The organism is Corallococcus macrosporus (genome assembly GCF_017302985.1).
Lineage (GTDB): Bacteria > Myxococcota > Myxococcia > Myxococcales > Myxococcaceae > Corallococcus > Corallococcus macrosporus_A.
The window spans coordinates 2,882,598-2,908,582 of record NZ_JAFIMU010000007.1; the positions used below are offsets into that span (position 1 = coordinate 2,882,598).

Annotated in this window: 25 protein-coding genes; 13 read left to right on the forward strand and 12 right to left on the reverse strand. The window is 70.3% G+C overall.

Going from position 1 to position 25,985, the window contains the following annotated elements:
* Positions 1-48: 48 nt before the first annotated feature.
* Positions 49-1,350, reverse strand: a complete 1,302-nt coding sequence (locus JYK02_RS24360) for a citrate synthase family protein (protein WP_207054411.1) — start codon at positions 1,348-1,350, stop codon at positions 49-51.
* A 101-nt stretch (positions 1,351-1,451) separates the two neighbouring features.
* On the opposite strand from JYK02_RS24360, the gene JYK02_RS24365 reads away from it, so the two are divergent.
* Genes JYK02_RS24365 through agmC form a run of 3 tightly spaced genes read left to right on the forward strand, consistent with a single transcriptional unit; the run spans position 1,452 to position 5,229 of the window.
* Positions 1,452-2,231, forward strand: a complete 780-nt coding sequence (locus JYK02_RS24365; protein ID WP_207054412.1) for a class I SAM-dependent methyltransferase — start codon at positions 1,452-1,454, stop codon at positions 2,229-2,231.
* Between the two features lie 33 nt (positions 2,232-2,264).
* Complete coding sequence (locus JYK02_RS24370; RefSeq protein ID WP_207054413.1) at positions 2,265-2,765, forward strand: hypothetical protein; 501 nt, start codon at positions 2,265-2,267, stop codon at positions 2,763-2,765.
* A 52-nt stretch (positions 2,766-2,817) separates the two neighbouring features.
* A complete protein-coding gene (agmC, locus tag JYK02_RS24375) occupies positions 2,818-5,229 on the forward strand; it encodes an adventurous gliding motility protein AgmC (RefSeq protein ID WP_207054414.1) in 2,412 nt (803 codons plus the stop codon).
* A gap of 5 nt (positions 5,230-5,234) precedes the next feature.
* Here agmC and JYK02_RS24380 read toward each other — a convergent pair whose 3' ends face one another.
* A complete protein-coding gene (locus JYK02_RS24380; RefSeq protein WP_207054415.1) occupies positions 5,235-5,612 on the reverse strand; it encodes a DUSAM domain-containing protein in 378 nt (125 codons plus the stop codon).
* Positions 5,613-5,619: 7 nt separating this feature from the next.
* Positions 5,620-5,898: a hypothetical protein gene (locus tag JYK02_RS24385; RefSeq protein WP_207054416.1), complete on the reverse strand. Its 279-nt coding sequence runs from the start codon at positions 5,896-5,898 to the stop codon at positions 5,620-5,622.
* Positions 5,899-6,130: 232 nt separating this feature from the next.
* Between JYK02_RS24385 and JYK02_RS24390 the strand changes: the two genes are divergently transcribed.
* The 5 genes from JYK02_RS24390 (at position 6,131) to JYK02_RS24410 (ending at position 10,054) form a co-directional block, all read left to right on the forward strand.
* Entirely contained in the window at positions 6,131-7,369 is a 1,239-nt protein-coding gene (locus JYK02_RS24390) for a metallophosphoesterase (RefSeq protein ID WP_347402565.1), read from the forward strand.
* A gap of 122 nt (positions 7,370-7,491) precedes the next feature.
* Entirely contained in the window at positions 7,492-7,920 is a 429-nt protein-coding gene (locus tag JYK02_RS24395; RefSeq protein ID WP_347402566.1) for a hypothetical protein, read from the forward strand.
* Positions 7,880-8,704 carry a DUF4157 domain-containing protein gene (locus tag JYK02_RS24400; RefSeq protein ID WP_242588874.1) on the forward strand — a complete coding sequence of 275 codons (825 nt, stop codon included), beginning with the start codon at positions 7,880-7,882 and terminating at the stop codon, positions 8,702-8,704. Before JYK02_RS24395 ends, JYK02_RS24400 begins: the two co-directional genes overlap by 41 nt.
* A gap of 19 nt (positions 8,705-8,723) precedes the next feature.
* Positions 8,724-9,332 carry a putative glycolipid-binding domain-containing protein gene (locus JYK02_RS24405; RefSeq protein WP_207054418.1) on the forward strand — a complete coding sequence of 203 codons (609 nt, stop codon included), beginning with the start codon at positions 8,724-8,726 and terminating at the stop codon, positions 9,330-9,332.
* A 347-nt stretch (positions 9,333-9,679) separates the two neighbouring features.
* Positions 9,680-10,054: a helix-turn-helix transcriptional regulator gene (locus JYK02_RS24410; protein ID WP_167497754.1), complete on the forward strand. Its 375-nt coding sequence runs from the start codon at positions 9,680-9,682 to the stop codon at positions 10,052-10,054.
* Here the strand turns inward: JYK02_RS24410 and JYK02_RS24415 are convergent.
* Positions 10,051-10,464 carry a hypothetical protein gene (locus JYK02_RS24415; protein WP_207054419.1) on the reverse strand — a complete coding sequence of 138 codons (414 nt, stop codon included), beginning with the start codon at positions 10,462-10,464 and terminating at the stop codon, positions 10,051-10,053. The genes JYK02_RS24410 and JYK02_RS24415 overlap by 4 nt on opposite strands.
* A 352-nt stretch (positions 10,465-10,816) precedes the next feature.
* Here JYK02_RS24415 and JYK02_RS24420 point away from each other — a divergent pair, with 352 nt between their 5' ends.
* From JYK02_RS24420 to JYK02_RS24430, 3 genes are all read left to right on the forward strand, one after another.
* On the forward strand, positions 10,817-13,855 hold the full coding sequence (locus tag JYK02_RS24420) for a TonB-dependent receptor domain-containing protein (RefSeq protein ID WP_207054420.1): 3,039 nt from the start codon (positions 10,817-10,819) through the stop codon (positions 13,853-13,855).
* Between the two features lie 206 nt (positions 13,856-14,061).
* Complete coding sequence (locus JYK02_RS24425) at positions 14,062-15,627, forward strand: PAS domain-containing sensor histidine kinase (protein WP_277991404.1); 1,566 nt, start codon at positions 14,062-14,064, stop codon at positions 15,625-15,627.
* Between the two features lie 194 nt (positions 15,628-15,821).
* Positions 15,822-16,769, forward strand: coding sequence for a hypothetical protein (locus tag JYK02_RS24430; RefSeq protein ID WP_207054421.1), 948 nt, complete (start codon positions 15,822-15,824; stop codon positions 16,767-16,769).
* 17 nt (positions 16,770-16,786) lie between these two features.
* Here the strand turns inward: JYK02_RS24430 and JYK02_RS24435 are convergent, their stop codons facing one another.
* The 5 genes from JYK02_RS24435 to JYK02_RS24455 form a co-directional block, all read right to left on the reverse strand.
* Positions 16,787-17,272: an SRPBCC domain-containing protein gene (locus JYK02_RS24435; protein ID WP_207054425.1), complete on the reverse strand. Its 486-nt coding sequence runs from the start codon at positions 17,270-17,272 to the stop codon at positions 16,787-16,789.
* On the reverse strand, positions 17,269-17,631 hold the full coding sequence (locus tag JYK02_RS24440; RefSeq protein WP_207054426.1) for an ArsR/SmtB family transcription factor: 363 nt from the start codon (positions 17,629-17,631) through the stop codon (positions 17,269-17,271). The genes JYK02_RS24435 and JYK02_RS24440 overlap by 4 nt, the downstream gene beginning before the upstream one ends.
* A gap of 11 nt (positions 17,632-17,642) precedes the next feature.
* A complete protein-coding gene (locus JYK02_RS24445) occupies positions 17,643-18,074 on the reverse strand; it encodes a VOC family protein (RefSeq protein ID WP_207054427.1) in 432 nt (143 codons plus the stop codon).
* 90 nt (positions 18,075-18,164) lie between these two features.
* Positions 18,165-19,661 (reverse strand): hypothetical protein, encoded by a 1,497-nt coding sequence (locus JYK02_RS24450; RefSeq protein WP_207054428.1) that lies wholly within the window; start codon positions 19,659-19,661, stop codon positions 18,165-18,167.
* A 96-nt stretch (positions 19,662-19,757) separates the two neighbouring features.
* Positions 19,758-21,164 (reverse strand): YncE family protein, encoded by a 1,407-nt coding sequence (locus JYK02_RS24455; RefSeq protein WP_207054429.1) that lies wholly within the window; start codon positions 21,162-21,164, stop codon positions 19,758-19,760.
* A 593-nt stretch (positions 21,165-21,757) separates the two neighbouring features.
* Between JYK02_RS24455 and JYK02_RS40915 the strand changes: the two genes are divergently transcribed.
* Both JYK02_RS40915 and JYK02_RS24465 read left to right on the forward strand, forming a co-directional pair.
* Complete coding sequence (locus JYK02_RS40915) at positions 21,758-21,931, forward strand: Imm5 family immunity protein (RefSeq protein WP_431603501.1); 174 nt, start codon at positions 21,758-21,760, stop codon at positions 21,929-21,931.
* A gap of 882 nt (positions 21,932-22,813) precedes the next feature.
* On the forward strand, positions 22,814-23,308 hold the full coding sequence (locus JYK02_RS24465; RefSeq protein ID WP_207054431.1) for a hypothetical protein: 495 nt from the start codon (positions 22,814-22,816) through the stop codon (positions 23,306-23,308).
* 122 nt (positions 23,309-23,430) lie between these two features.
* On the opposite strand, the gene JYK02_RS24470 is transcribed toward JYK02_RS24465, so the two are convergent.
* The 3 genes from JYK02_RS24470 to JYK02_RS24480 are packed head-to-tail and all read right to left on the reverse strand — an operon-like array spanning position 23,431 to position 25,984.
* Positions 23,431-23,988, reverse strand: coding sequence for a response regulator transcription factor (locus JYK02_RS24470; protein ID WP_207054432.1), 558 nt, complete (start codon positions 23,986-23,988; stop codon positions 23,431-23,433).
* A complete protein-coding gene (locus JYK02_RS24475; protein WP_207054434.1) occupies positions 23,985-25,295 on the reverse strand; it encodes an ATP-binding protein in 1,311 nt (436 codons plus the stop codon). Before JYK02_RS24475 ends, JYK02_RS24470 begins: the two co-directional genes overlap by 4 nt.
* Positions 25,292-25,984 (reverse strand): hypothetical protein, encoded by a 693-nt coding sequence (locus tag JYK02_RS24480; RefSeq protein WP_207054436.1) that lies wholly within the window; start codon positions 25,982-25,984, stop codon positions 25,292-25,294. Before JYK02_RS24480 ends, JYK02_RS24475 begins: the two co-directional genes overlap by 4 nt.
* Position 25,985 lies beyond the last annotated feature (1 nt).

Below are 25,985 nucleotides of genomic sequence, written 5' to 3' on the forward strand. Positions count from 1 at the left end.
GTGCCAAACGGAAACCCTCACGGCGTGCACGGCATGTAACAGCCGGTGTTATCGGGGCGGAGGCTCCACGTAGCGGGCGCGCGGACGGAGCAGGTGGCCCTGCTCGCGCTGCTCCAAGACGTGGGCCACCCAGCCCGCGGTGCGGCCCAGGCTGAACAGCACGATGGCGGCGCCGGAGGGCAGGCCCAGCGCGTCCGCGAGCATCACCAGGCCCCAGTCCAGCGACGGGGGCGGATGGCCGGCGTCGCGCATGGTGTCCATGACGGCGCGGGCCACGCGGACCTTCGGGGACTCGGGCTTCACGCTCAAGGCTGCGTCGATGAGCGGCGGCACGCGCGGGTCGCCCTTGGCGTAGAGGCGGTGGCCGAAGCCCGTCACGGCCTCGCCCCGGCGCAGGCGGCCGTGGATGACCTGCGCGGCGCGCTCGGGCCGGCCGACCTCCGCGATGAGGGCCTCCACGCGGTCGCAGGCGCCGCCGTGGCGGTGGCCGGAGATGGCCGCGAGCGCGGCGCTCATGCACGCGTACAGGTCCGCGCCGGAGGAGGCCGTCACGCGGGCCGCGAAGGTGGAGGTGTTCAGTTCGTGGTCCGCGCAGAGCACGAGCGCCAGGTTGATCAGCGACTCCGTCCGCTTCGGCTTCGCGTCCCAGGCCGTGGCGAGCGAAGCGGCCATCGTGGGTTCCTTCAGCGCCCGTGACACGCGGCCGGGCGCCTGGGCCACGCAGACCCACGCGCCCAGGTAACGGATGAGCCTGCGCGCGCGGGCCATGTCCTGCTCCGGAGGCGCGGAGAAGCGGCCCGCGTCGCCCGCAGCGAGCAGGGGCACCAGCGCCGCGAGCGCGGACAGGGGCGGGGTGTCTCGCGGCAGCATGGCGGCCAGCGAAGCGGGGGAGAGTGGCGCGCCCTTGAGGGGTGTTTCCGACGCGGGCCAGGGCGTGGGCTCCAGCGGCAGTTTGCCGGTCCACAGCAGCTCCGCCACGTCCTCGAAGCGGTGGCCTCGCGTGGCCAGCTCCACCGCGTCGCGGCCCCGGTATTCGAGTCCAGCTTCGCTGATGCGAGACACCGACGAGTCGATGACGGGCTCACCCCAGCGCAGCGCTCCGGACGCCACCGCCGCGTGGCCCGCGCGGGCGTCGTGGCGCGTCTTCAACCGCTCCACGTCCGAGCGCAGGTAGCGGTTCTCCTTCGTGCCCTTCTCCGGCACGCACCGCACGAGCCCCCGGCTCACGTACGTGTACAGCGTCGACCGCTTCACGCCCAGGAGGGTGGCTGCCTCATCCGCGCGCAGCAGCTCCTCCTCAACTGGATGGTCGAATCGAGATTGAGAACGACCCCCTGCACGACGCACCATGTTTCACGTGCCTCCCTGGAGCGGAGTCTCGACTCGACTGGACCTTCCTGTCGAGTTGAACCACCCATGGGCGAGGTCACATCCCGCGAAGGAGAGCGACCATGAACGTGGACTTCGGACGGACGTCGTCGGACTACGCGAAGCACCGGGCTGGCTTCCCGGACGCCTTCTACACACGGCTGGAACAGGACGGCGTGCTCACGCCCGGCCTGCGCATTCTCGACCTGGGCACCGGCACGGGCACCGTCGCGCGCAGCCTGGCCCGGCGCGGCGGCCACGTCACCGCCCTGGACGTGTCCGCGCCGCAGCTGGAGGCCGCCGCGCGGCTCGCTCGCGACGAGGGCCTTGGCATCGACTTCCGCGAGGCGCCCGCGGAGAACACCGGCCTGCCGTCCGGGTCCTTCGACCGCGTGTTCGCGGGCCAGTGCTGGCACTGGTTCGACCGCGCCGCCGCCGCGCGCGAGGTCTTCCGCCTGCTCAAGCCCGGCGGGAAGCTGATCCTCTGCCACTTCGACTGGACGGCCCTGCCCGGCAACCTGCTGGAGGCCACCGAGGCGCTGGTGGAGGAGTTCAGCCCCCGCGTCAAACTGGACGTGGAGCGCTTCAGCCAGGGCCTGGGCATCTACCCGCAGTGGTTCCGCGACGTGGGCGTGGCCGGCTTCCAGCACCTGACGTCCTTCACCTTCGACACGCTCACGCCCTACACCCACGAGGCGTGGCGCGGACGGATGCGCGCGAATGCCCGCGTCGGCGCCATGCTCCCGCCCGACGAGGTCGCCCGCTTCGACGCCGCGCTGGGCGCGATCCTCGCCGCGCGCTTCCCCCAGGAGCCGATGGCCGTTCCCCACCGCGTGTTCGCGCTCGTCGCGGAGCGCCCGTGAAGTTGCCGGGAGGCCTGATAGGGTGCGCGGCCCATGGTCTCCCTGCTGGATGCGCTCGACCGCGAGCGGCTGCTCAAGGACTCCGCCGCCGCTTCCGGTCTGCTGCCGAAGGGTGAGCCTCCCTACGTGTCACTGCTGCGGCTGTGCGAGGCGGGCCTGCTCGTGGGCGGGCTCACCGTGGGGTACGGCGTCCGGCCGGATGAGCTGGTGGGGCCGCTCACCGCGGCCATGGGCGGCGCGGCCCGGCGGCTCAAGGTCGTGGACGTGCGCGAGCGTCCCGCGCTGGAGCTGCACGTCGCGGCGGGCGACGTCACGGAGCGCTGGGAGGTGGAGGACGTGCCCGCGCTCGTGCACAACCTCAACGACCTGTACCGCGACGCGGCCGACGTGCGCGCGGTGGCGGTGCTGGGTGAATGGGAAGACTCGCTCCAGCTCTTGTGCGTCGAGCGCCGCGCATTGGGCCGGCTCCTGCGGCAGCCCTTCTTCGCGCCCGTCAACGCGCGGGGGCTCCAGGACCTGGTCGCGTCGCGCTGAAGCGGCCTTTGCCTCCCTCGACCCCGGACGCCCGGTGGGGCACCATGGGGGCATGCGCATCACGCTGGCCCTCATCGTTGGATTGCTCCTGGCGCAGGTCGCTCGCGCGGAGCCGGATTCGTTTGGCCTGGGCACCGGCCGTGACGGCACGCTGACCGTCGTCCCGGGGAATCCGCTCCCCCTGTCCGTGGCGTCCCCGCTGGGGAAGAACGCCGTGGCGGGGGACCAGGAGCTGGTGGTGTCCAGCGCCATCGTCTCCTCGGGCGACCTGGTGATGATCCACGAGAGCAGCGGCCTGTCGCCCGCGCCCGACGTGGGCAATTCGAAGGGCGTGTCGCTGACGGGGTCCATCGCGCTGGGGCGCTGGGAGCTGGCGCGGGTGGAGGCGGTGACGACCAGCGCGCCCCCCACGCTCGTGCTGACCGCGCCGCTGCGGTACGCCTACACCGCGAGCCGGGCGCAGGTGGTGCGCGTGGCCGAGTACGCCGACCTCATCGTCCAGCCGGGCGCGCGGCTCACCGCGTCGCCGTGGACCGGCAAGGCGGGCGGCATCCTCGCGATGCTGGTGACGGGCAAGGTGATCAACGAAGGCCGCATCGACGCGGACGGCATGGGCGCCCAGGGCGGCTCCTTCCAGGTGGGCGCCGACCTGATGGGCTGCACCGGACTGGAGCTGGAGCGTGCGAAGGGCGGGTCCTCGCGCGGCGAGGGCGTGGCGGGAGTTTCCTCGAGGACGGGCATCTCCAGCGGGCGCGGCAACCTGGCCAACGGTGGCGGCGGTGGCAACTGCTCCGCTTCGGGCGGTGGCGGTGGCGGTCACGGCGGCGTCGGAGGCCAGGGCGGGCGCACGGCGACGGCGGATGGGCAGCGCGACGAGGGAGGCCTGGGCGGCGCGGCGCTGAACTACTCCGTGTTCGAGCGCTTCGCGTTCGGCGGTGGCGGCGGCGCGGGCCATGGCTACGACACGTCCGGCTCCGGCGGCGCGGCGGGGGGGGGCGTGGTGTTCATCCGCGCCTCCGCGTTCGACGGCAAGGGCGTCTACAGCGCCTCCGGCGCGGCGGCGGTGGCCTCTTCGGGCAATGACGGCGCGGGCGGCGGTGGCGCGGGCGGCGCGGTGATGCTGCGCGCGGCGGACATCCTGAACTGCGGTGCGGTCGAGGCACGGGGTGGCGCGGGCGGCGACGTGAGGATGGACAAGGAGCCCCTCGGGCCGGGCGGGGGCGGTGCTGGCGGCCGGGTGTTGCTCCAGGCCAGGGGCGTCTCGTGCCTCGCCAACGTGAGCGCGGGCAGCGCGGGCGTGTCCGCCTATCCGGGCGCGGGTTCCTACGGCGCGACGCCGGTCTCCACCGCGTCGGACGCGGGCACTCCGGACGGCGGCCCGTTGCCTGACGGAGGCACGTCCTCGGGCGGCACGTCCGCCGGGACGGTGCAGCAGGTGGATGGGGCGTTCCAGGTCCCGGTCACGCCGGTCATCACGGCGCCCGCGTCGGGTGAGACGTCCACCAGCACGCGCCCGCGCTTCGAGGGCACCGCGGGCACGAACGGTCCCATCGTCCACATCGTCGTGGACGGGCGGGAGATTGGCGCGGTGGTGCCGGGGTCGGACGGCCGCTTCACCTACGACCCCACCACGCCGCTGGCCGCGGGGGCGCACCAGGTCGTCGCCTGGGCGGAGTCGCTGGGCGTGGCGAGCAGCGCGTCCACGCCGGTGCGCTTCACCACGCCCGCGGTGGTGCTCGCGGACGGCGGTGTCGTGCAGATGGCGGTGCTGGTGGTGCCGGGCAACGGGGACACGGTGGGGCCCACGCCGCTGTTCGCCGGCACCGCGCCCAATGGCGTGAACGTGGGCGTGGTCATCGACGACGGGCCGGACATCATCGTGCCGTTGGACCTGCTGGGGCGCTTCCGCTACCAGGTGCCGGAGTCGGATCCGCTGAGCGTGGGCCCGCACAAGGTGACGGTGCACTCGCACAACGAGGCGGGGGATGACGGGCCGTACTCCGACGTCGTGGGCTTCGAGGTGGCGGTGCCCGGAGCGGACGGCGGAACGAATGGCGACGCGGGCACGGTGGATCCGGCGGTGCCCATGGTGCTGGTGCCCGAGCAGGGCGCGACCGTGGATCCGACGTTCATGTTCGTGGGCGTGGCGCTGCCGGGCACGACCGTGCGGCTGGAGGTGGACGGCACGGCGCTCGCGCTCGCCACGGCGGATGACGAAGGCGTCTTCCGCCACGTGCTGACGGCGGACACGGCGCTCGAGATGGGCGCGCACAAGGTCGTCGCGCAGGTGGTGACGGAGGAAGGCGAGGCGGGGCCGATGTCTCCGGAGGTGGGCTTCCAGGTGCGAGGCCCCACCGACCTGGACGTGGGCTGCGGCTGTGGCACGGCGCCCGCGGGGATGATCAGCCTCTGGGCGCTGGTGGGCCTGGGCGCCCTGGCGCGCCGCCGCCGCGCGCGGAGCTGAAGCACTTAGGCTTCGTCCAGGGCTTCCAGTTGGATTTGAGCGATGTCGCGGTAGAGCGGCACCACTTCGTCCTCCACGATGTCGCGGAGGACCTGCCGCGCGCCGTCCATGTCGCCCGCCTCCTGGCGCTTCGTCACTTCGCTGAGTGCGCGTGACAAGCGGTTGGACCCGTCACGAATACGCCGTGCGATCTCGGTGAGCAGCGTCGCGGCGCCAGCCTCGCTTTGGATCGCCTGCTGGACATCCGCGACTGGAATGCCGACCTGGGGCCCCGTGCGCTGGAGGATGGCGCGCGACTCGGCCGTGAGCGTGAAGGGCTCACCGGCCGAGACCCGGCGTGAAAGGTCCCGAACGTCGTCCCAGTTCAAATCCTGTCCGGTCATGAGGTTCCTAGTTGCGGCGAGGACGGCAGAGGTCGAACGGCCACTGCTTCTGGCCCTCGCAGTTTCGCAGGCAGGCGTAGCAGTCGCCCACCCAGCGTGGCTTCTTCGAGTCCCTGCACTGCACGTAGCGGTCAATGCAGTGCTGTCGCCATCCCTCGTCAGGATCATCCACGTCCTTGAGCGTGGCGCCGACCGCTGCTGCTCCGATGGCCGCGGTCCCCGCGAGGGCAGCGGCTTCGGCATCCGTGAGCCCACACGCGGCGGGATTGCCCGGGTGGGCTTCCACACAACATGTCTCACTGTCGATGCACGTCGCGGTCGCACAGCCCAGGGACCCTCCCGTCCACAGCAACCACGCGAGCCAAAGAGCTTTGGAGGGGATTTCCATGGGTGTCGTGGAATCCTAATCCAGAGGGCCCGGCAGGCGTCCCACGGGGTCGGCGGGCGCGGCGGGGGAGGGGCCGTTATCTTCCCGCGCTCGAAGGCGTCCCGGCTCCCGGGACGACAGGGTGGCGCGCGTGACGACGGACGTGTCCTCGGAAGAAGCTCCCTCGCGGCGGTCCCGGCGCTCGGCCCGGGCTCCGGGGTGGCGGTGGGTGCTGTCGCTGCTCCTGGGGCTGGGCCTGCCCACCCTGCTGCACGTCTACATCGGCCTTCGCCTCTTCACCGCGCCCGGCTGGCCTGCTCCCTGGGCCGCCCTGGGCTGGGGCCTGCTGGGCCTCTGCTACCTCGTCCTGCTGGCGGGCTTTCGCGCCGCGCGCCGTGAGGCCGCCGGCTTCTCCCGCGTCATCCAGTGGGGCGCTTACGTCTGGCTGGGCGCCTTCGGCGTGTTCCTCACCGCCGTGCTCGCCTCCGACGTCGTCGGCGCCGCGCTGTCGCTCTCCGGCACCGTCACCGACATGCACGCGCTCGCCCGGGGCCGCGCGGCCGTCGTGCTGGGCACCGTCGTGCCCGCCGTGGCCTTCGCCTTCGTCACCGCGCGCGGCAGGGCCCGCGTGGAGCGCACCACCGTGGCCCTGAAGGACCTGGGCCCGGGCCTGGACGGCCTGCGCGTCGTGCAACTGTCCGACGTCCACGTGGGCCCCACCCTGGACGGCGTGTGGCTCCAGCGCGTGGTGGATCAGGTCAACGCCCTGAAGCCGGACATCGTCGCCATCACCGGCGACCTGGTGGACGGCTCCGTGGACCAGCTGCGCGACCAGATGACCCCGCTCGCGTCCCTCCAGGCCCCGCTCGGCGTCTACTACGTCACCGGAAACCACGAGTTCTACCATGGCGCCCGCGCCTGGATGGCCGAGGTGGCCCGGCTGGGCATCACCGTCCTCACCAACGAGCACCGCGTCGTGGAGCGCGGCGGCGCCCGGCTCGTCGTCGCCGGCGTCACCGACCACGACGCGGGCCACATCGATCCGCCGCTCAAGAGCCGCCCCGACCTGGCGCTCGCCGGCGCCCCGCCGGACGTGCCCCGCCTGCTGCTGGCCCACCAGCCCCGCACCGCCCTGTCCCTGGAGGGCCTGCGCGTGGACCTCCAGCTCTCCGGCCACACCCACGGCGGGCAGATCTTCCCCTTCATGTTCTTCGTGAAGCTCCAGCAGCCCGTCGTGCAGGGCCTGGCCACCGTCGCCGGCACCCGCGTCTACACCCACCGCGGCACCGGCTACTGGGGCCCCCCCTTGCGCCTGGGCCCCGCCCCGGAGATCGCGGCCCTCACCCTGGTAGGAGCTCCCCGTTCTGACGGTGATTCAAGCCAAGCTTGATATTTCCGTTCTTGCTGCTTATTGTTCGGGACGTGGCTACCGCACCGTCTTCCCTCCTTGTCCCGGAATTCGCCTTCAGCCGTCCCACGGCCCCCGCGGTCCCGGGTGCGCGTCGCGGGGCGGTGGTCCCGATCGCGGCGCCCCGGACGGGGCGGGCGGCGCCGGTGCTGCTGGTGGTCTCCGAGTCCCCCGAGGTCCGGCTGGCGGTGGCGCGGGAGGTGGGGCTGGGGTGCCGGATGGTGACGGCGCTGGGCGCGACGTCGGCGGACCGGCGGCTGGACCTGGGCGTGGCGGTGGACGGGCTGGTGCTGGACCTGGACGCGGATCGCCGCGTCGTGAGCGACTTCCTCTGCCGGCTGGTGGACCGGGGCTTCCATGGCCCGCGCATCCTCCTGTCCTCCGGTTTCCGTCCCGACGCGAGCGCCACCGTCCCGACAGGCTGCCACACCCACTTCGCACTCGGCCGGCCCTGGCGCTCCGGTGAGTTGCGTTCGCTCCTGGAGAGGGTCCTTGGGGTCTCCCACCTCGCTCAATCCGCAAGCCGTCCGTGACTCCCGCCGTGACGCTCCCCGCCTCGCTCCGTTGACGGCGCGGGTGGCGGACGCGGGCCACGGGCTGTTCACCGGCATCGCCGGGGCGTCCGCGGGCGCCGCGCGCAGCGCGTACCTGGCGCTGGCGCTCTTCGCCAGCGGGATGGCCCGCTGCGCGACGGGGCGCTCGCGCGACGGGCTGCCCCAGCTCAAGCGCTGCCTGTTCCGCGTGGCGCAGGTGCCGGTGGACCTGGTGCTGATGCTGGGCGGGCGCGTGCTGTCCGCCGTGCAGGTGGTGACGGGCCTGGAGCCCGTGGGCCGCCGGCTGACGGACGCGGAGGTGGAGCGGCTGCGCCCCATCTTCGGCGACAGCCTGGACTACGGCTGCGTGCGCGTGAAGGAAGGCGCCCTGGGCCTTTTGGGCCTGCCGGGCCGCGCGTTCGCGCATGGCGACGTCCTCTTCATCCCCCCCGGCTACGGCGCGGTGGGCTTCCGGCTGCTGGTGCACGAGCTCACGCACGTGTGGCAGCACCAGCACGGCGGCACGGGCTACCTGAGCGGCGCGCTGGCGGCGCAGTACCTGGGGGACGGCTACGACTGGCGCAAGGCCGTGGGCCACCGGCGCTGGGCGGAGCTCAACGCGGAGCAGCAGGCGCAGTTCATCGAGGACGCCGCCGACGCGCAGCTCATCCCCCACGTGGGCCGCCCCACGCCCCAGCAGCGGCTGCGCGGCTGGAGCGACGCCGCCCTGTGCCTGCTGGACGAGGCCCTGGACTGCCTCTACGCCGGACGGGGCGCCCCGTGAGGCCGTCCGTCCCCGTTCCATGACGGCGCGCACCGCCCGGCCCGGCGGGACGCCCGAGGGCCGCTGCCTCCAGGCCCTCACCTGGCGGCGCCTGGAGTCCCCCGGCACGGAGCACTTCGAGCTGTGGGAGTCCGCGCAAGGGCCCCTCTTCACCGGCACCGTGGTGCTGGTGGCCGAGGGGCTGCCGCTGCTCGTGCGCTACACCGTGGCGTGCGACCCGGACTGGCACACGCGCGAGGCGCGGCTGGCGCTGCACCAGGGCGGCACGCGCCGCACGCTGGTGCTCCAGGTGGACGACCACCAGCGCTGGTGGCGCGACGGGCGCGAGCTGCCGGAGCTGCGCGGGTGCGTGGACGTGGACCTGAGCGTCACCCCCTCCACCAACACCCTGCCCATCCGCCGGCTGGCGCTGGAGATGGGCCAGGCCCGCGACGTGACGGCCGCGTGGGTGCGGCTGCCGGACCTGTCCCTGGAGCGGCTGGAGCAGCGCTACACCCGGCTGTCCTCCACCCGCTACCGCTACGAGAGCGCGGGCGGCGCCTTCGTGGCCGAGGTGGACACCGACGCACTGGGGCTCGTCACGCACTACCCGGACGGCTGGGAACGCGTGGCCACGTCCGACGGTTGAGCCCGGGCGCAACCCTCGCGCCCCAACCCGGACAATCCTTCACGCCTCCCGGGATTGCGTGTCGTTTCATGTGGGCTTATGGAGCCGTGAACGACGCCCTTCCCGTGGACGGGGGAATGCAGGACTACCTGTCATATAGGGATGGGCCCGGGTGACGTGGCGGGTTATAACGACCTCTGAACCGTTCCGGCGGTGGAGGGGCCGCGAACCCTACGTCCACCCCACCGGACGTCACGTGCAAGGTTGATGTGGTGAAAACCCACCCCCGAGGTCCTCTCGCTTCCGGCCGCGTCCGGAAGAAGCCCCGTGTGGCGCCCGCGTCGGCGGCGGCGCTGTCGCGGCGGCAGTTGGAGCGCAAGCTGGCGGTCAGCGTGGGGGCGGCGGCCCGGGCCGCGCGGCTGCGGGCTGGCCTCACGCAGGCGGACGTGGCGGACCGCGTCGGCATCGCGTCGGAGGTCTACGGCCGGCTGGAGCGCGGCAAGATGATGCCCAGCGTGCCCACGCTGTTCCGCCTGTGCCTGGCGCTGCAGCTGTCCGCGGACGCGTCGCTGGGGCTGGCGGTGGCGGCGGCGGCGGGCGCGGGGCTGTGGGAGGAGGACTCCACGGACAAGGACGACCTGCCGGAGATGCGCCGCCTGCTGCGCGCCGTGCGCCGGCTGCCGCGCCCCCAGCTCAAGCTGATGAGCCTGGTGGCCAGCGCCATCCTGCCCACGCGCCGCTAGCGCGCGGACGCGGGAGGCCGGGCCGTGGCCGCGCCGGGTTCCGTCACCCGCCACACCCAGCCGGACGGGGTGGGGTCGCGGTGCGCGGTGTTCACGTCCACCGCGTACACGTCCACGGTGTGCTCGCCCACGGGCAGGTCCTTCAGGCGCCACGGGGACTCGCAGGGGATGTAGAGGCTGCCGTCCAGCGAGCACCAGAACACGGGCTTCAGCGTGGTGGCGGTGAAGACGAAGGTGGCCTCCCGGGAGGGCGTGGCCCCCGGAGGCCCCTCGTCGATGAAGGTGTCCGGCCCGTCGTTGCCCGCGCGCGCCAGCGACGGCGGGAACAGGAGCGGCATCAACATCAGGCCCAGCAGCAGTGACGCGAGCAGTCCGTGGGGAAGGTAGCGCAGGGACGGCGGGGGAATCATAAGCAGGCTCGCGGGACTCCGGATGCCGCGCGAACCCTGTCTCGGAGCAGGTCGAAGGAGCGCAATCTGGCAGGGCTGGGGCGTTCCATGGCGTCCGGGAAATGGGAAAGGGCGACTTCCTGGAAGGTGGGGATGGATCCGAAATGGGGCGCCCCGTCCCCAGGACGGTGCAGGGCATCCACGGCGCGACGTGACGCGCGGAGCCAATGTCCTCCAGCGGAAAGGGCGCCCCCCCGGCACGGCCCGCGCCGGGCGGTGATGGCACGCGTCACGGGGCAGCGCTTGTCAGGGCGGACATCCCCTGGCCTCATGGGTCCTGGCCGGGACCCGCCTTGCACGAACGCCATCGCCCATGACCTTCGCGAAGAGGAGCACGCCCTGGCACACCGCCGCGCTGGCGCTCGCCCTGTGCCTGCTGTGGCCGCTGCTCCCCGCCCGCGCCCAGGCGCCTTCTCCCGCCCCTGAAGACGACCCCGGCAGCGTCCGCCTGGGCGACACGCTGGACGCGGGCCTGCCCGTCACGGAGGAGAACCTCACCACCGGCTCCGCCCCCCGGGGCATGGACGCGCCGTGGACGGAAAGCCTGGACGGCCAGGACGGCGGCACCGGCACGGTCGCGAAGGAGGCGGACCTCCAGCGCACGGACGCGGGCTGGGCGGTGGAGTCCGGCGCGCCGGCCGCGGACGGCGGGCCCGCGCTGGCCGCCTTCGTTCCGCCCGCGCTGGTGCAGGACTCGCCCGCGCCGTACCCGCCCCTGCTGGTGGGCGAGGGCGTGACGGGCACGGTGAAGTTGGAGCTGCTGGTGGACGAGGCGGGCGAGGTGGACACCGCCACGCTGGTGGAGGGCGTGCACCCGCTGCTCAACGAGGCCGCGCTGCACGCGGCGCCGTCCCTGCGCTTCTCTCCCGCGATGATGGAGGGCCAGCCCGTCGCGGTGCGCCTGTTCTTCGAGTACCGCTTCGAGGCGCCCGTCCCCGTGGCCTCCGGCGCGGACGGCGGCACCCTGGCGCCTCAAGGGCCCATCACCCTCAAGGGGCTGGTGCGGCAGAAGGGCAACCGCCGGCCGCTCATCGGCGCGACGCTGGTGTCGGACGCGGCGCCGGACTCGCCGGTGCAGACGGACGAGAACGGCCGCTTCGAGGCGAGATTCCCCACGGGTGGCCAGGCGGTGCGCGTGTTCGCCCCGGGCCACAAGCCGGGCCTGTTCCGCGAGGCGCTGAAGGCCACCGAGTCGCTGGAGGTCGTCTACGGCCTGGAGCCGCTCGTGGTGAACCCCTACGAGACGGTGGTGAGAGGCGACCGCGAGCGCACGGAGGTCAGCCGCGTCACGCTGCACGACGCGGAGCTGCGCGAGGTGCCCGGCACCATGGGCGACCCGTTCCGCGTGGTGATGCTGCTGCCGGGCGTGGGCAGCATGCTGTCCGGCGTGGCGTACCCGGTGGTGCGCGGCAGCCAGCCCGCGTCCACCGGCTACTTCCTGGACGGCATCCGCATCCCCATCCTCTTCCACCTGTTCCTGGGGCCCGCGGTCATCCACCCGGACTTCCTGGACGCCATCGACTTCTATCCGGGCTCGCCGCCGCCGCAGTACGGCCGGCTGATGGGCGGCGCCATCGACGGGCGCCTCACCCGGCCTCGCGACGACCGCGTGCACGGCAGCGCCTACGCGGACTTCATCAACGCGGGCTTCTTCCTGGAGACGCCCTTCAAGTCCACCGGCACCAACGTCAGCCTCGCGGGCCGCTATTCCTATACGCCGTGGATCATCGCGCTGGCCGCCAATCAGTTGCAGGATCCGCCGCCGCCCGGCCGCACCAACCCGAAGGTGGTGCTGGACTTCTGGGATTATCAGGCGCGCGTGGAGCAGGACGTGGGGCAGGGCAAGCTGCGGCTGTTTGCCTTTGGCTCGTCGGACACCTTCGGCTCGCAGGCTCAGGACGACCAGGGTGACACCGCGCTCCAGTCCATCGCGTTCCACCGCGTGGACCTGCGCGGCCGCCATCCGCTGGGCAAGGGCGAGCTCGAGGTGGGCGGCACCTGGGGCACGGATGATTTCGCCGTCGTGTCGCGCGGGCCGGACAACGGGAACGAAATCAACATCGACCAGAGCACCTTCTCCGGGCGCGTGGGCTACAGCGTGCCATTGGACGAGCGGCTGCTGTTGCGCGCGGGCGCGGACGTGGACCACAAGCGCGCCATCGTGGACGTGCTCACCATCGAGAACGGCCAGGAGGTGGAGGAGGACACGGTGCGCGTGCCCGTGGCGCTGGCCACCTTCACCGGCGCGTACGCGGAAGGGGTGTGGACGCCCAATGACAGATGGACGGTGGTGCCCGGCCTGCGCCTGGACAGCTACCACCTGTCCGGCGGGTTCGACCACAAGGTCATCGAGCCGCGCCTCACCGTGCGCCACAAGCTCACCGACACCGTGACGCTCAAGGGCGGCGCGGGCATCTTCCACCAGCCGCCCACCACCCTCATCAGCCTGCCCGTGGTGGACGTGGGCAGTCTGTTGTTGGGGCTCCAGGAGGGCGTGCAGCTCTCCACCGGCGTGGAGTGGAAGGCCTTCGACAAGTGGGAGGTGGGGCTGGACGTCTACGTGAACCCCATGCTGCGCACCATCGAGCTCACGCCCTTCTCCGACGAGGGCCTGACGGATGACCTGGACGGCGGCGGCGACCCGGACGAGCCGCCGCCACCGCCTGGCGGGGACGTGGGCCCCAACGGCTTCCGCCGCGTGCGCGCGCGGCAGGTGGACATCGATGAACCGCCCGTCAGCCGGGACGACTGGGACCTGCCGGACTTCAGCAGCCATGGCCTGGCGTATGGGCTGGAGCTGCTCATCCGCTACCCGCTGGGCAACAACTGGTTCGGCTGGCTTTCGTACAGCCTCCAGCGCAGCACGCGGCGCACCACGTTCTATCGATATGACTCGTCAGGTCAGGCCATCTCCGAGGACTCCGCGGACCTGCCCTTCGCGTTCGACCAGACACACATCCTGAACCTGGTGGTCAGCCACAAGTTCTCCAACAACATCACCCTGGGGGGCGTGCTCCACTTCAACACCGGACGTCCGGAGTACGGCACCCTGGGAAGCCAGACGCACCGCGAGGGCACCGACAGCGACGGCCGCCCCACGTGGGTGCAGGTCGACAGGGACGCGGTGGACCGGCTGCCGCCCTTCTTCCGCTTCGACCTGCGCGTCTCCAAGGCCTGGGCCTACGACACCTTCAGCCTGGAGGCCTACCTGGACATGCTCAACGTCACCCTCAACACGGAGACGCTGGGCTTTGACTACCTGGGCGGCGGCTACAGCCGGCAGCCCCTGACCAAGAGCGCGGTGGGACTGCCCATCGCCCTGCCGATCATCGGCGTCAAGGGCAGGTACTGACCTGTCCCACAGGGTAGGGCGAGTGCTCGGGGGTGAGCACTTTTCCGCGCCTTCTGCCCTGCGGGGCTGCTCCACCCGTGGGCAGATGTGTCAGTATTCCATGAGACGCGGGTTTTTCCAGCCTGCCCGACACCGACGTGGCGGGTGGGGGACAGACCCGGAGCGTCGGGGGGAGCACGATGATGGGTTTGTCCTGGGGGCCGGGCATGGCTCCGGCATGGGAACTGCCCGCGGATAGCGAGACACCCTGCGTCCTCCTCGAGCCGCTGCACGGGGAGACAGGGGAGGCGCTCGACTTCCGGTGGACGTCCATGAACGTCCCCGCGGAGGGCTGGGTGCGCTCGCTGGAGCTGGGCCGGCACGTGTCCCTGTGGACGCGGGAGGGCGTCGCGCTGTTCGACGTGGCGGCGTTCGTGCGCGTGCTGATGCGGGGTGTGCCGCACGTGGGGCTGGTGCCGGGGGACCCGGCGGGGCGGCGGTATGTCGTCGTGCGCCATGGAGAGGGCCTGGCGCTGTGGCTGTTGCCGCGCGACGAGGGGCAGGCGGCGGACGCGCACCAGGCGGAGCGGGAGCGGGCGGCGCGGCAGGAGGTGGAGGCGGCGCTGGCGAGGGCGGAGCAGACGGTGAGCGCGCTGCGCGAGGCGGAGGAGCGCTACCGGCTGGCGACGCGCGCCACGCATGACGTGCTGTGGGACTGGCACTTCGCCACGGACCGCGTGCGCTGGGACCCGGGCACGGGGGACGCGTTCGGCCACGCCACGGCGGTGCTGGAGCACAAGCTGGGCTGGTGGGGCGAGCGCGTGCACGACGAGGACCGCGAGCGCGTGGTGGACCGGCTGGTGGAGTTCGTCGCGTCCACGGGCGACGTGTGGAGCGAGGAGTACCGCTTCCAGCGCGCGGACGGCAGCTGGGCGCACGTGCTGGACCGCGGCGTGCTGGCGCGCGACGACGAGGGGCGCCCGGTGCGGATGATCGGCTCCATGATGGACGTCACCGAGCGCACCCGTCAGCTGGAGACGATGGTGGAGGAGGCGCGCTTCCGCGAGCGCTTCATCGGCATCCTGGGACACGACCTGCGCAACCCCCTCAACGCCATCGTGCTGTCCGCGCGGGCGCAGAAGCGCCGGGGGCCGCTGGAGTGCACGCCCGAGCAGCACCGGCAGCACGCGCAACGGATTGAAGCCTCCGCGACGCGCATGGGGAACATGATCGCGGACCTGCTGGACTTGACGCGCGCCCGGCTGGCCGGCGGCATCCCGCTGCGCAAGGGCCCCACGGACCTGGGGGCGGTGTGCCAGCAGGTGGTGGACGAACTGTCGGCGGCGTACCCGGACCGCGCGGTGGCGGTGGACGTGGACGGCAAGGCGGAAGGGGAGTGGGACGCGGAGCGGCTGGCGCAGGTGCTCTCCAACCTGGTGGGCAACGCGCTGGAGCACGGCAGCCCGGACGCGCCGGTGTTCCTGCGCTGCTGGGCCAAGGGCGAGCACCAGGTGCTGGAGGTGCAGAACCCCGGCGCGCCCATCCCGGAGGACCTGCGCGAGCGGCTGTTCGATCCGTTCCGCCAGGGCGAGGGCGAGCGCGTCCAGGGCCGGCGCAACGGCGGGCTGGGGCTGGGGCTGTTCATCGTGAAGGAGATCGTCCAGGCGCACGGAGGAACGGTGGAGGTGACGTCTTCGGAGAAGGAGGGCACGACGTTCACGGTGCGGCTGCCCCGGCCTCCGCGCCCGAAGGCCAAGGCGCGGGCAGGCAAGGGCCGCACTCGGACGGCCTGATCTTTTGGAAGGGGTGAGCGTTCGCCGCCATGCGGTGAATGGAAGAGCGTCCGCCGCCGCACGCCGCGCGTGTTGTGCGAAGGACCGAAGGGGATGGGCCGGGAGGGCAGGGGCGCTGCTCGCTTCGTTGGAGTGCGTTTACCGGTTGATCAGGCCGTGCGGCTCGCGCGGTCACCCACGCGGAGGCAGTCCCCATGCACCTCAATCCCCCTCGCAATGTTTCATTCCGTTCCTCCCCCTGGACGGCGCTCTGGCTGGCCGCGGCGCTCGTGGGCTGCGGCACTCCACCGGTGGACGAAGCCCCGGAGGTGACGGCCCAATCCTCGGAGGCGCTCGTCTCCGCCAACGGCCTGTCGACCAATGGCTTGTCGACGAACGGCCTGTCGACCAACGGGTTGTCGACCAACGGCCTGTCGACCAATGGCTTGTCGACGAACGGGCTGTCCACGAACGGGTTCAAGACCTGGTTCCACCAGGATCCCGAGTCGGCGGACATGGTGATGCGCTATGTGGTGCAGTGCTCGCTGGCGGCGGGGATGACGCTGGCGTACCAGTCCCCCACCACCGGGAAGAGCTACACGTGGAAGGGGAGTCTGGGATTGGCACCGGGGTGGGCGGGGGGCCAGCCGGCGACGGTGGCGGAGCAGCAGGTGGTGAGCGCGTGTCTGGCGGCGCACGCGAACAAGTACGGCGTGCACGTGAACATCTCCGTGCTGGGGCGCGACGCGCTGGGCGGCGCGATGCCGTATTCGACGGACGAGCTGAACACCTACAACGAGAAGGAGGCCTGCTTCTTCGGCAACCTCTTCACGGGCGAGGGCACGTTCGCGGCGAACGACGGCGCGTACCTGGACTACGACGAGAGCACGGTGCGCACCTGTGGCCTGTCGTCCTGGAGTGAGACGACGGCGTGCACGCCGATGAAGCACGTGGGCGCGTGCCGGTATTACTGCACGCTGGACGCCACGCGGACGTACTACACGCGCTGCACGTACAACGGCGTGAACTACCGGCCCATCACCACGCGCATGCTGCCCCAGGACATCTACCGCTGCGGCGACGGCGTGTGTCAGCTGACGGAGAAGTGCGGCGGCAGCAACACGCCCGACAGCTGCGCGGCGGACTGCGGCGCCTGCCCGTAGTCAGCGGGAGGGATGTCTCACGTGGGGCGGGGCCGCGCGGCGTGGAGCCGGAAGCGCGTGACGAGGTCCCCCCACCAGCGCCCGATGGTCGCGACGGTGCCCGGGCCATCCAGGCCGTGGCGCACGGGGTGGTCCATGCGGATGGCGTCCCAGCCCCGGTGCTCGAGCACGACGCGGGTGCCGCCGAAGGTGGGCTCGAAGCGGACGTCGACCTCGGTGATTTCTCCGGGGGCGAAGTTGCTGGCGCGCCATTGGAAGACGAGCCGCGCGCCGGGCTCCCAGACGAGCACGCGGCCAATCTCGAAGACGTGGTCCTCGAAGGACTCCAGCAGGCGGCCGCCGGGGCCGAGCGGGTCGAAGCGCAGGACGCCGCTGGGGTGCTGGAGGCCGCGGTAGCGCGGGCTCTTGCCCCACCAGAGGTCGGTTTCCTCGGTGAAGACCTCGAAGGCGTCCAGCGGGGACACGGCGACGAAGGTGGTGACGCGGGCGCGGTCGGCCGTCATGACTTGCGGCCTCCGGAGGGCTTCGTGCCGCGCGTGCGTTCCGCGTGGGCCTTGAAGGCGCCCAGTTGATCCGCCCAGAAGGACTCCACCTCGTCCAGCCAGCCGCGCAGGGCGGCGAAGGGCTCCGGGCGCAGGGAGTAGACGCGCACGCGGGCGTCGTCCGCGTCGATGCGCTCCTCCACGAGCCCCGTCTGGCGCAGCACGCGCAGGTGGCGGGACATGGCGGGAGGGCTCATGTCGAACGCGGCGGCCAGCTCTCCGGCGGGGTGGGGCCGCTGGCGCAGCCGGTCCACGACGCCCCGGCGCGTGGGGTCGGCGAGTGCGGCCAGGGTGCGGTCGAGCGCGGACGGGGTGGCCATGGCGGGCGACTCTACGCCGGGGTGAAGACGCGCTGGGTGAACCACCAGCGGTGGCCTTCGGGGTCCATGGCGCCATAGGTGCGGTTGGTGCCCCAGTCGTCGCCGTAGTTCTTCGTCTCCGGCTCCATGATGATGACGGCGCCGGCCGCGCGCGCCTGGGCGCAGTGGGCGTCCACGTCGTCCACGTAGACCGTGAGCGTCTGCGTATTGGCGCCCCCGTGCAGCCGGGGGCTGCGGTGGTGGTCATGGCGTCCGGAGGAGTTCACCATGATGACGCCGTCGCCGTAGGCCAGCTCCGAGTGCACGATGGTGTTGTCCGCGCCCTCCACCTTGAGGCGCGTCTGGAAGCCGAAGGCGCGCTCCAGCCAGTCGATGGCGGCGGGGGCGTCCTCGTAGAAGAGGCTGGAGGAGATGCGCGGCCAGTCCGAGGGAATGGGCTTCATGGCGGTGGCTCCGGGGAAGGAAGACTCGTTAACGTCAGGGTGAATGATTAACCCCGGCGTTAACGGTCGTCAATCCTCTGGATCCGCCCGCTAGAACACGCCGGGGACGGGCACGTCGCGGCCGGGAGTCCTGGGGGCCTGGCGGGGGTCGGTGGGCGGTGCCTCCACGGGGCCGAGGAGGGCGGGCATGGAGGGCGTGAGCTGGCCCACGTACAGGAGGCCCTGGAGGCCGTCCGTGGCTGAGGCGTCCCGCAGCTGGATGTACGGGCTCAAGCCGGCGCGGGCCGCCACGTTGGGTGCGGGCGTCGCTCCCACGAGGCCGCAGACCAGCTTGCTCTCCCGGTTCAGGTCGCAGCCCCAGCGGATGCCCTGCGCGTAGCTCATCTCCAGCACGACGAGGGAGCGGTCGTCCTTCATCAGGTGCGCCATGGGCGTGAAGGACGGGTCCCACTGCGTGCCCTTCCGCAGCTGCGTATGCGTGTTGCCCGCGAGCACCACCTGGACCTCGTCCGGCTTCGCGGCGCGGCGCTTCGTCCAGACCCGGGCCTGGACGGCGTCGCGCTCGCTGCCGCTGAGCACGTCCGTGTCGTAGGCCACCACCGTCACGCGAAGACCCGCGGCGCGCAGGGCGCGGGCGCGGTCGATGAGGTCCAGCACCGCGCGGCTGCTGCGGCCGTCCTGGTACGTGCGATTCCAGAAGCGGCCCTCCAGCAACGCGTCCTGATCCGCCGGGGCGCCAGGGCTGGCCAGGTACCTGTCCACGCGAGCCTGCTCCGTCTCCGGAAGCGACAGACCCAGCACCACCGCGAGCCCCGTCTGGGCCGCCTGACACACGATGTGGCCCACGACCTTCGGCACTTCGTTGGTGCCCAGTTGCTCGCCGATGAGGAGCGTGAGGCCCGGGTGCAGGAGCTCCGGCAGGCCGCGCACGGACGTGGTGCAGGGGCCTTCCGCGGGGAGCTCATCCTTCCAGCGCTCCAGGTAGAACTCCGGCGCGCGCACGGCGGTGGGGCGCTTCTCTTCGGCCACGTTGCCGGCGAGGACTTCCACGGAGGGGGCGGACTCCAGCCGCAGCGTGAGTGCCTGCTCCAGGTCCAGGTCGCGGGTGCCGTGCTGGGCACCGCGGAGCATGGACAGACGCTTGGTCTGTGCGTCGTCCTGGTCGAAGTCCACCTCCTTCACGAAGGGATTGGACACCTGCTCGTAGCGCTCCAGGTAGACCTTCCACCACAGCTTCTTCCACTCGGCGTCATTGCCGGTGGTCTGCTGGGTCATCCGGAAGATGCGCACGACGGACTGGCGCGGGGCTACCTGGATGCCCGTCACCAGGTAGCGCGTATAGGTGGTGTTGCGAGTGCCGGCCCGGTCAGGCTCGGACCAGGTGGTGACGAGCTGGTTCGGATCCTCTGTCTCCTCGAACGTGTGGCCGCGCTCTTCCAGCAGTTGCCGCGTGGCCGTGAGTGCTTCCGTCAGGGGCTTCTGGAAGACATGCTCGTATTTGGGTAGTTCCGCTTCCGGTCCTCGCTTCGAGTGAGCGCAGCCAACAGCCATCACGGTCAACGCGACGACGAGCCAACGACAATGCATTTCAGCCCCCTGAGAGAAATGCGAAGCGCCTCACATGAGAGCCCATCCAGGGCCGGGTTCAATACCCCCGGGCCCTGTTCGACGCCAGCAGCTGGCTCACAGGCCCGTGGGGTAGATGACGACGCGGTCCGTGCCGCTCGTCGCGAAGAGCAGCCTGCCGTCGCGGGAGGTGCGCATCCGGCCGTTTCCGAAGGCGCCGTTTCCGGTCCAGTCGAAGAGCCCCGTGGCCAGCTCGATGTCGCGCAGCTTCGTCAGCGTCGTGGCGCTGTACACATCGATAGACGGCGCCCGGCGGTTGAACGAGTACCACGCCAGATAGAGCTCATCCGCGATGGGGCTGTAGACGGCGCCAATGGGCAACGTATCGGCGTACTTGCCCAGTGTGGTGTGCGGCTTGAGGGCACCGTCGTAGATGAAGAGTCCTCCGTAGGTCGGGACCGCGTACTGGGACGCCTGCCGGCTGACGGCGATCTCATAGACGAACCAGCCCGTACCCGAGCCAGCGAACGTCTGCGCATCCACGTTGAAGCGTCCCCAGGATCCGCTGGAGATATTCGACTCCGCATAGGCAACCGTGGAGCCGTCGGCGGACGCGGTCAGCATGGTGCTCTGACGCACGCTCTTGATGGATTTGGCGGTGCCGTCCGTCAGGTTGACCTTGCGCAAGGGGACCCAGCCGGAGCCCTTGAACGTGGACGAGACGAGTGCCTCGGTGTCGGACGTGTAGACCGCCGTGAACGTCCCCCCTTCGTAGAAGTCCAGGCTGAATTCGATCTTCTTCGACTCGCCGGTCGTGAGGTCGATCTGATGAATCCAGTTCTTGGTTTCGTTGGAGTCCACATCCGCGACGAGGAGCCCATTTCCGTCGGGGGACAGGTCGATGCCGAAGAAGGAGCCACCCGTGAGCAGCGGCGACTCGAATTGCCGCGTCACCAGGTTGTACACGCGCACCTGACCACTGCCATTGGCCCCGCTGGTGGTGATGTACAGGAGATTGCGCCGGGCATCGTGGACCATGTCCTTGCGTCCGGCCACCTGGAGGGAAAGGGACGCGGGAGCGTCACAGCCATCGTAGTCGCCCCACTGGCCCGTCTTGCACTCGCGGGACTGCCTGCCGAGAACACCGCAATGACGGGTCTCCACCGCCTCATCGGTGCAGACGTCCGCATCCATGCACGCCGACGAGGTCCATGCGCCGGAGTCGCAGGTGCGAATCTGGGTGCCGCGGCCATTCAGCCCGCACACGAGCGAGTCCGAGGCTCCGTCCACGCAGACATCCGGGTCCGTGCAGGGACCGGGCGCGCTCCACTTGCCCGCCTCACAGCTCCGGCTCTGGGTGCCGCGGCCATTCAGCCCGCAGGTGAGTGCCTCGGTGGCGCTGTCCACGCAGACATCCGGGTCCTCACAGGTCGTGGGCGTGCTCCACTTGCCCGCCTCGCAGATCCGGCTCTGGGTGCCGCGACCGTTCAGCCCGCAGGTGAGTGCTTCGGTGGCGCTGTCCACGCAGACATCCGGGTCCGCGCAGGCACCGGGCGCGCTCCACTTGCCCGCCTCGCAGGTCCGGCTCTGGGTTCCGCGACCGTTCAGCCCACAGGAGAGCGATTCCGACGCGCCATCCTTGCATTCGCCAGTGGGGTCCGAGCCGCAGGCTGCGAGCTGAACGCCGAGCAGGACGAGAAAGGCAATGTTTGCCCAACCCGAGAGGCGTCCCTTCGCGCGGACAGCAACAGGATATGAGAAAGGCTGGGTAAAGTGATTGAAAGCCATTGGCTGTTTCCCCCTCTAGACACTGCGTCCGGGTTCCGATTGAACTCCGCGAGCCTGACCTCGGGCGCAGTGCACAGCCATCTAGAACCCCGAGGAGGGTCATCGCAAGAGTAATGGATACTCCGGACGATGATTGGAGGGCAGTCTGACAATCACCATCCTCCTCCGCATGTGCCGGTTGTACCGAAGATCAATTGAGGGCGGACTCATATGCTGTGCACCTGCGGTGTCCGTGACACCCCAGGCCACCGCCAGCATTTCGAAAGCCCCCGACCCTGCGCCTCCGGTAATCCCTCGCGTCCGTCCTGGCAGTCCTGCTCCTCGCCGTCCTGAGCGACAACCGGGTCGATGCGGAAGACATGGATGCGTCCATGTTCGCAGCGGCTGCCTACGCGGGCGGGCCTTCCTGGGACGCATCGTCCGCCCCTGCACGTCGGCTTCAGTTCTGGGAGTGGTGGCTATCGGATTCTGTACCCCATGCATATTGTTCCGTGGCGAGCTGACTGGCTAAGGCCACTACTTCCAGGAACTTGATGCTGGGATGACCGCCGAGTGGGTCTTGTCTGGGGCGGGTACGGGGAGCCCCGACATGGTTGGCAAGCCGGTGTCTCCGATGGAGCGGACGCTTGACCATGCCCTTGATTCTAATTCTTTCATTGCGGATGTCGGTGAAAAGTACCGGATCAATCTCAGAGGATCCGGGCAGAAAATCGAGGTTGTTTTTGGCTCTGCGCTTCCTCGAGAAAGTTGGGAACTACCCGCGCCAATGGGGGGAGGGTTATCCGCGTTGGCCCCGGCGCGCTTGCCGACGAGGCCACTATTGTAAATGCTATCGCGCATGAATTAAGTCATGGGCGCGACTGTCTGCGTGGCGGTATTCATAAGCCTCATGGGAATATGTCGTCTGTTGGTGATGGAGCCGCCTATGGAGCCGGGAATACCCTTGAGGCATTCATTCGAGGTGAAAGATGAGCACCGGTCATGGTCAGGCTTGGCGGGGTGTGCCGGAAGAGTGCCTGCGGGAGTGGTATGCTGTCTTCGCAGACTCAAGAGAGGGCTTGAACTTGTCCTCACCATGCCCGGTCTGTGGAGCACGAACACTTCATCGGTATTATCAGCATGGAACGAAGGTTGAGGTCGTGGCTGATGGAGAGTTGTACGTGTCGCGCGGATCGAGTTGGGAGTGGTGCAGTGCCTGCCGTTCCTACGAACATGCAACAGCACTTGTTCCGGCGTGGTGGTCAGGTGAGCTGGGTGTAGATCTGTCAAAGCTCACGGCTGAGCCCGAAGCGTTGGAGGCAGCGCTTCGTCAGGCGTGAGGCTGTGTTTGCTGGGAATTGTGAGGCTGCGATAGCGATTGCGTGGGCTGGTGGTAGGGGGTGGTGATGGGGAGTTCGTTGGCTGTTCGTGTGAGTGGAAAGGTGGGTCTTGGGGATGTTATTGCTGGTGCATCGAGAGCTATTGCCGAATTGATTGATGCGCCACCTCCGGAGGTGGTGGTGCTCGATGGCTTCGGAAATCAAGACGAGTACGCAAGCTTGCGCGAGCTTGGTTGCGGTATGGCTGTCTGGCGGTTTGCCACGATTGCTCCGCAAGGCTTGGTGTTTTGTACGGTGGTCGAAGAGCCTGATGGAGAGCTAGAAGCGATGCTCGAAGTGGGCGGCGAGCTTGAGCCGATGGGGTACGTCTTGGCCGCGGCGTTAGCGATTTCGCTGGCGAGAGTTTCTGGGGCTGGAATTGTTGATGAGACCAAAGCTTGGTCTGGTGTTTATGAGAACACCGTTCAAGGGTTTTTACATCAGGTCGGGATGCGAGGAGATGGGTGGGGGTGCCAAGAAGCAGCCGGTCGATTCGTGGAGCGTCTTCGCCATCTTCCCTGAGCCCATTTCAGAGATCGAGAAGGCTTTGAAGCCCGAGGTCGTCCAGGCGCTGCGAGAGACCGGCTTTCCCAACGTGGATGGGTGGATTTCGGAACTCCAGCAACGGAAGTGACGGCTTCGCGTCAGCGGGACGGCGGGTACTTCTGGAGCTTCCGCTGGAGCGACCTTCGGTGGATGCCCAGCTTGCGCGCGGCTTCGGAGATGTTTCCGGCGCTGTCCGCGAGCACGCGGTGGATGTGTTCCCACTCCGCTCTCGCGAGTGACGGTGCCTGGAGCGTTTCTGGCGCCGCTACGTTGGGTGCCTCTTCCGCCCTGGCGAATGCCGCCAGGATGTCATCCGCGTCTGCTGGCTTCGGCAGGTAGTTCACTGCTCCCAGCCGGATCGCATCCACCGTCGTGCTGATGCTTCCGTAGCCCGTCAGCACGATGACCCGTGTGGAGGCGTCCACCGCCACCAGGTCGCGCACCAGTTCCAGGCCGCTCTGCCCCGGCATTCGCAGGTCCACCACCGCGTACTCCGGTGATTCGCGCCTTGCCGCTGCCATGGCTTCGTCGTGGTTGCCGGCTGTCGTGACGTCCCAGCCTCGCTCACGGAAGGCTCGGGCCAGTCGCTCTCTCAGCGTGGTGTCGTCGTCCACCAGCAGCAGGCTGGGGCGGTGATCCACTGGCGCCGTGCTCATGCCGCTGCCTCCCTTGCGTCCGTGCCCGGCAGGCTCAGCCTTGCCGTCGTGCCTTCTCCTGCCTTTGAACGCAGCTCCAGCGACCCGCCCAATTGCTCCGCCAGCGAACGCGCCAGGAACAACCCCAGGCCCATGCCCTCTCCCGGTGCCTTCGTGGTGAAGAATGGCTCTCCTGCTCGGGCCAGCACCGCGTCTGGCATGCCCTGGCCTTCGTCGCGGACCTCCAGCCTGGCTCCCGTGCCTTCGGACACCACTCTCAGCTCCACACTTCGGCCTACTGGCGTGGCTTGAAGCGCGTTCTTCACCAGGCCTCGCAGCACCCTGGCCAAGGCTCTTGGTGGACCGTGGACTTCTTGCTGCTTCAGCGCTTCTGGCACCTCCACCCGTACGCGCTCACGGCCGGACAGCTCCGACAGCGTCTCCTCCACCAGCCTCTCCAGGGGGATGGGCTGGAAGGGTTCTCCCGTCGTCTGGCCCGCGTCCGCGGACATCTGCACCAGCACGTCCCTGCAGCGGTCCACCTGCTGGCGGATCAGCCTCAAGTCCTCTCTCGCGGAGTCGGAGGTCTGGGAGGCCGCCAGGGCTCGCTCCAGCTCCTTCGCCACCACCGCGATGGTGGACAGCGGCGTGGACAGTTCGTGCGCCGCTCCCGCCGCCAGCGTCGCCAGTGAGGCCACCTTCTCCTGCCTCGCGTGCCTTGCCCTGGCCTGCTCCAATTCCTGCTCACGCCTTGCCAGCGCCCTTGTCACTCGCTGGATGAAATACACGATGAAGCCCGCCGCCACCGCGAATGCCACCCACATGCCGCTCAGGTGCAGCCGCATCAGCTCCGCGTGGTCTGGCCTTTCCAGGCCCGGCAGCGTCACGTCCTGCAACAGGAACAGCGAACCGAACGCCACCAGCGTGAAGCCCAACATCGCCCACGTGCGGCGCGGCGGCAGCAGCACCGTGCCCAGCGCCACGTTCACCAGGTACAGCGTCGTGAAGGGATTGTGCGTCCCTCCACTCAACGCCAGCAGCCCCGTCAGCACCAGCGTGTCCCAGAGCATCAGCCCGAAGATGGCTGCCTCCGCCACCGGCCTTGCCCTCGCGAGCCCTGCTCGCACCGCCGCGTTCGTCACCGCCTCCACGCCCAGTAGCGCCACCAGCGCGGGCACCGGCAACGCCAGCTTGAGGCCCCACGCGGCCACCGCCACCAGCACCGCCTGACCCACCAGCACGCCCCAGCGCAGCCTCAGCAGCCACACCAGGTTGATGCGGGCCCGGAGCGACGGTTCGGACGGGGGCGGCGGCGGCGAAGGCGTCATGGCGTGGCGGAGGACATCGCCACGGAGCGGGCCACCGTGTCCAGCGCGGACGCCGCCGCGTCCCTGGACTCCAGGTCCACCGTCGCCAGCCACGCGTCCCAGGCGAGCGCGAAGGTGCGCTCGGCTGTCGGCTCGTCCTCGGACAGCGTCAGCCCGTCCAGCACCACGTCCACCGTGGCGATGTTGGAGGACACCAGCTTGAACGGTTGCGGCTCACCGCCTCCGGCCGGCACCCGCGTGCCCTCCAGCCACAGCGTGCGCTCCAGCATGTCCACGTCCCCGCCCGGCAGTCCTTCCGCGTCCGCGTCCGCGGGCTCGAAGGTGAGCCTCGCCCGGCAGTAGCGCCCCGGCGGCGGACGCAGCGTTCCCAGCGGCAGCACGTTCCCGTCCGGCCGCTCCAGTCCGCTCACGTGCGGCGTGCCCAGCTTCAACGGCGACCCCACCGAGTGCGCGTGCGCCGTGCCAATGGGCGACAGCGCCTTGAGCAGCCGCCACCCCAGGGCCTCCTCGCACGGCTTCAACTCCACGCTGCCCAGCGCCACGTAGCCGCGCGTCAGCGTGAGTGTCTGTCCATCCGCTCGCGTGAAGGAGCGCTCGCCGCCCGCCGCCTGCACTCCGTGCGCGGCCCGGTGCTCCAGGCCCAGCGTCACGCGCATGCCGTCCACGCGCTCGCCGCACGCGCTCAGCATG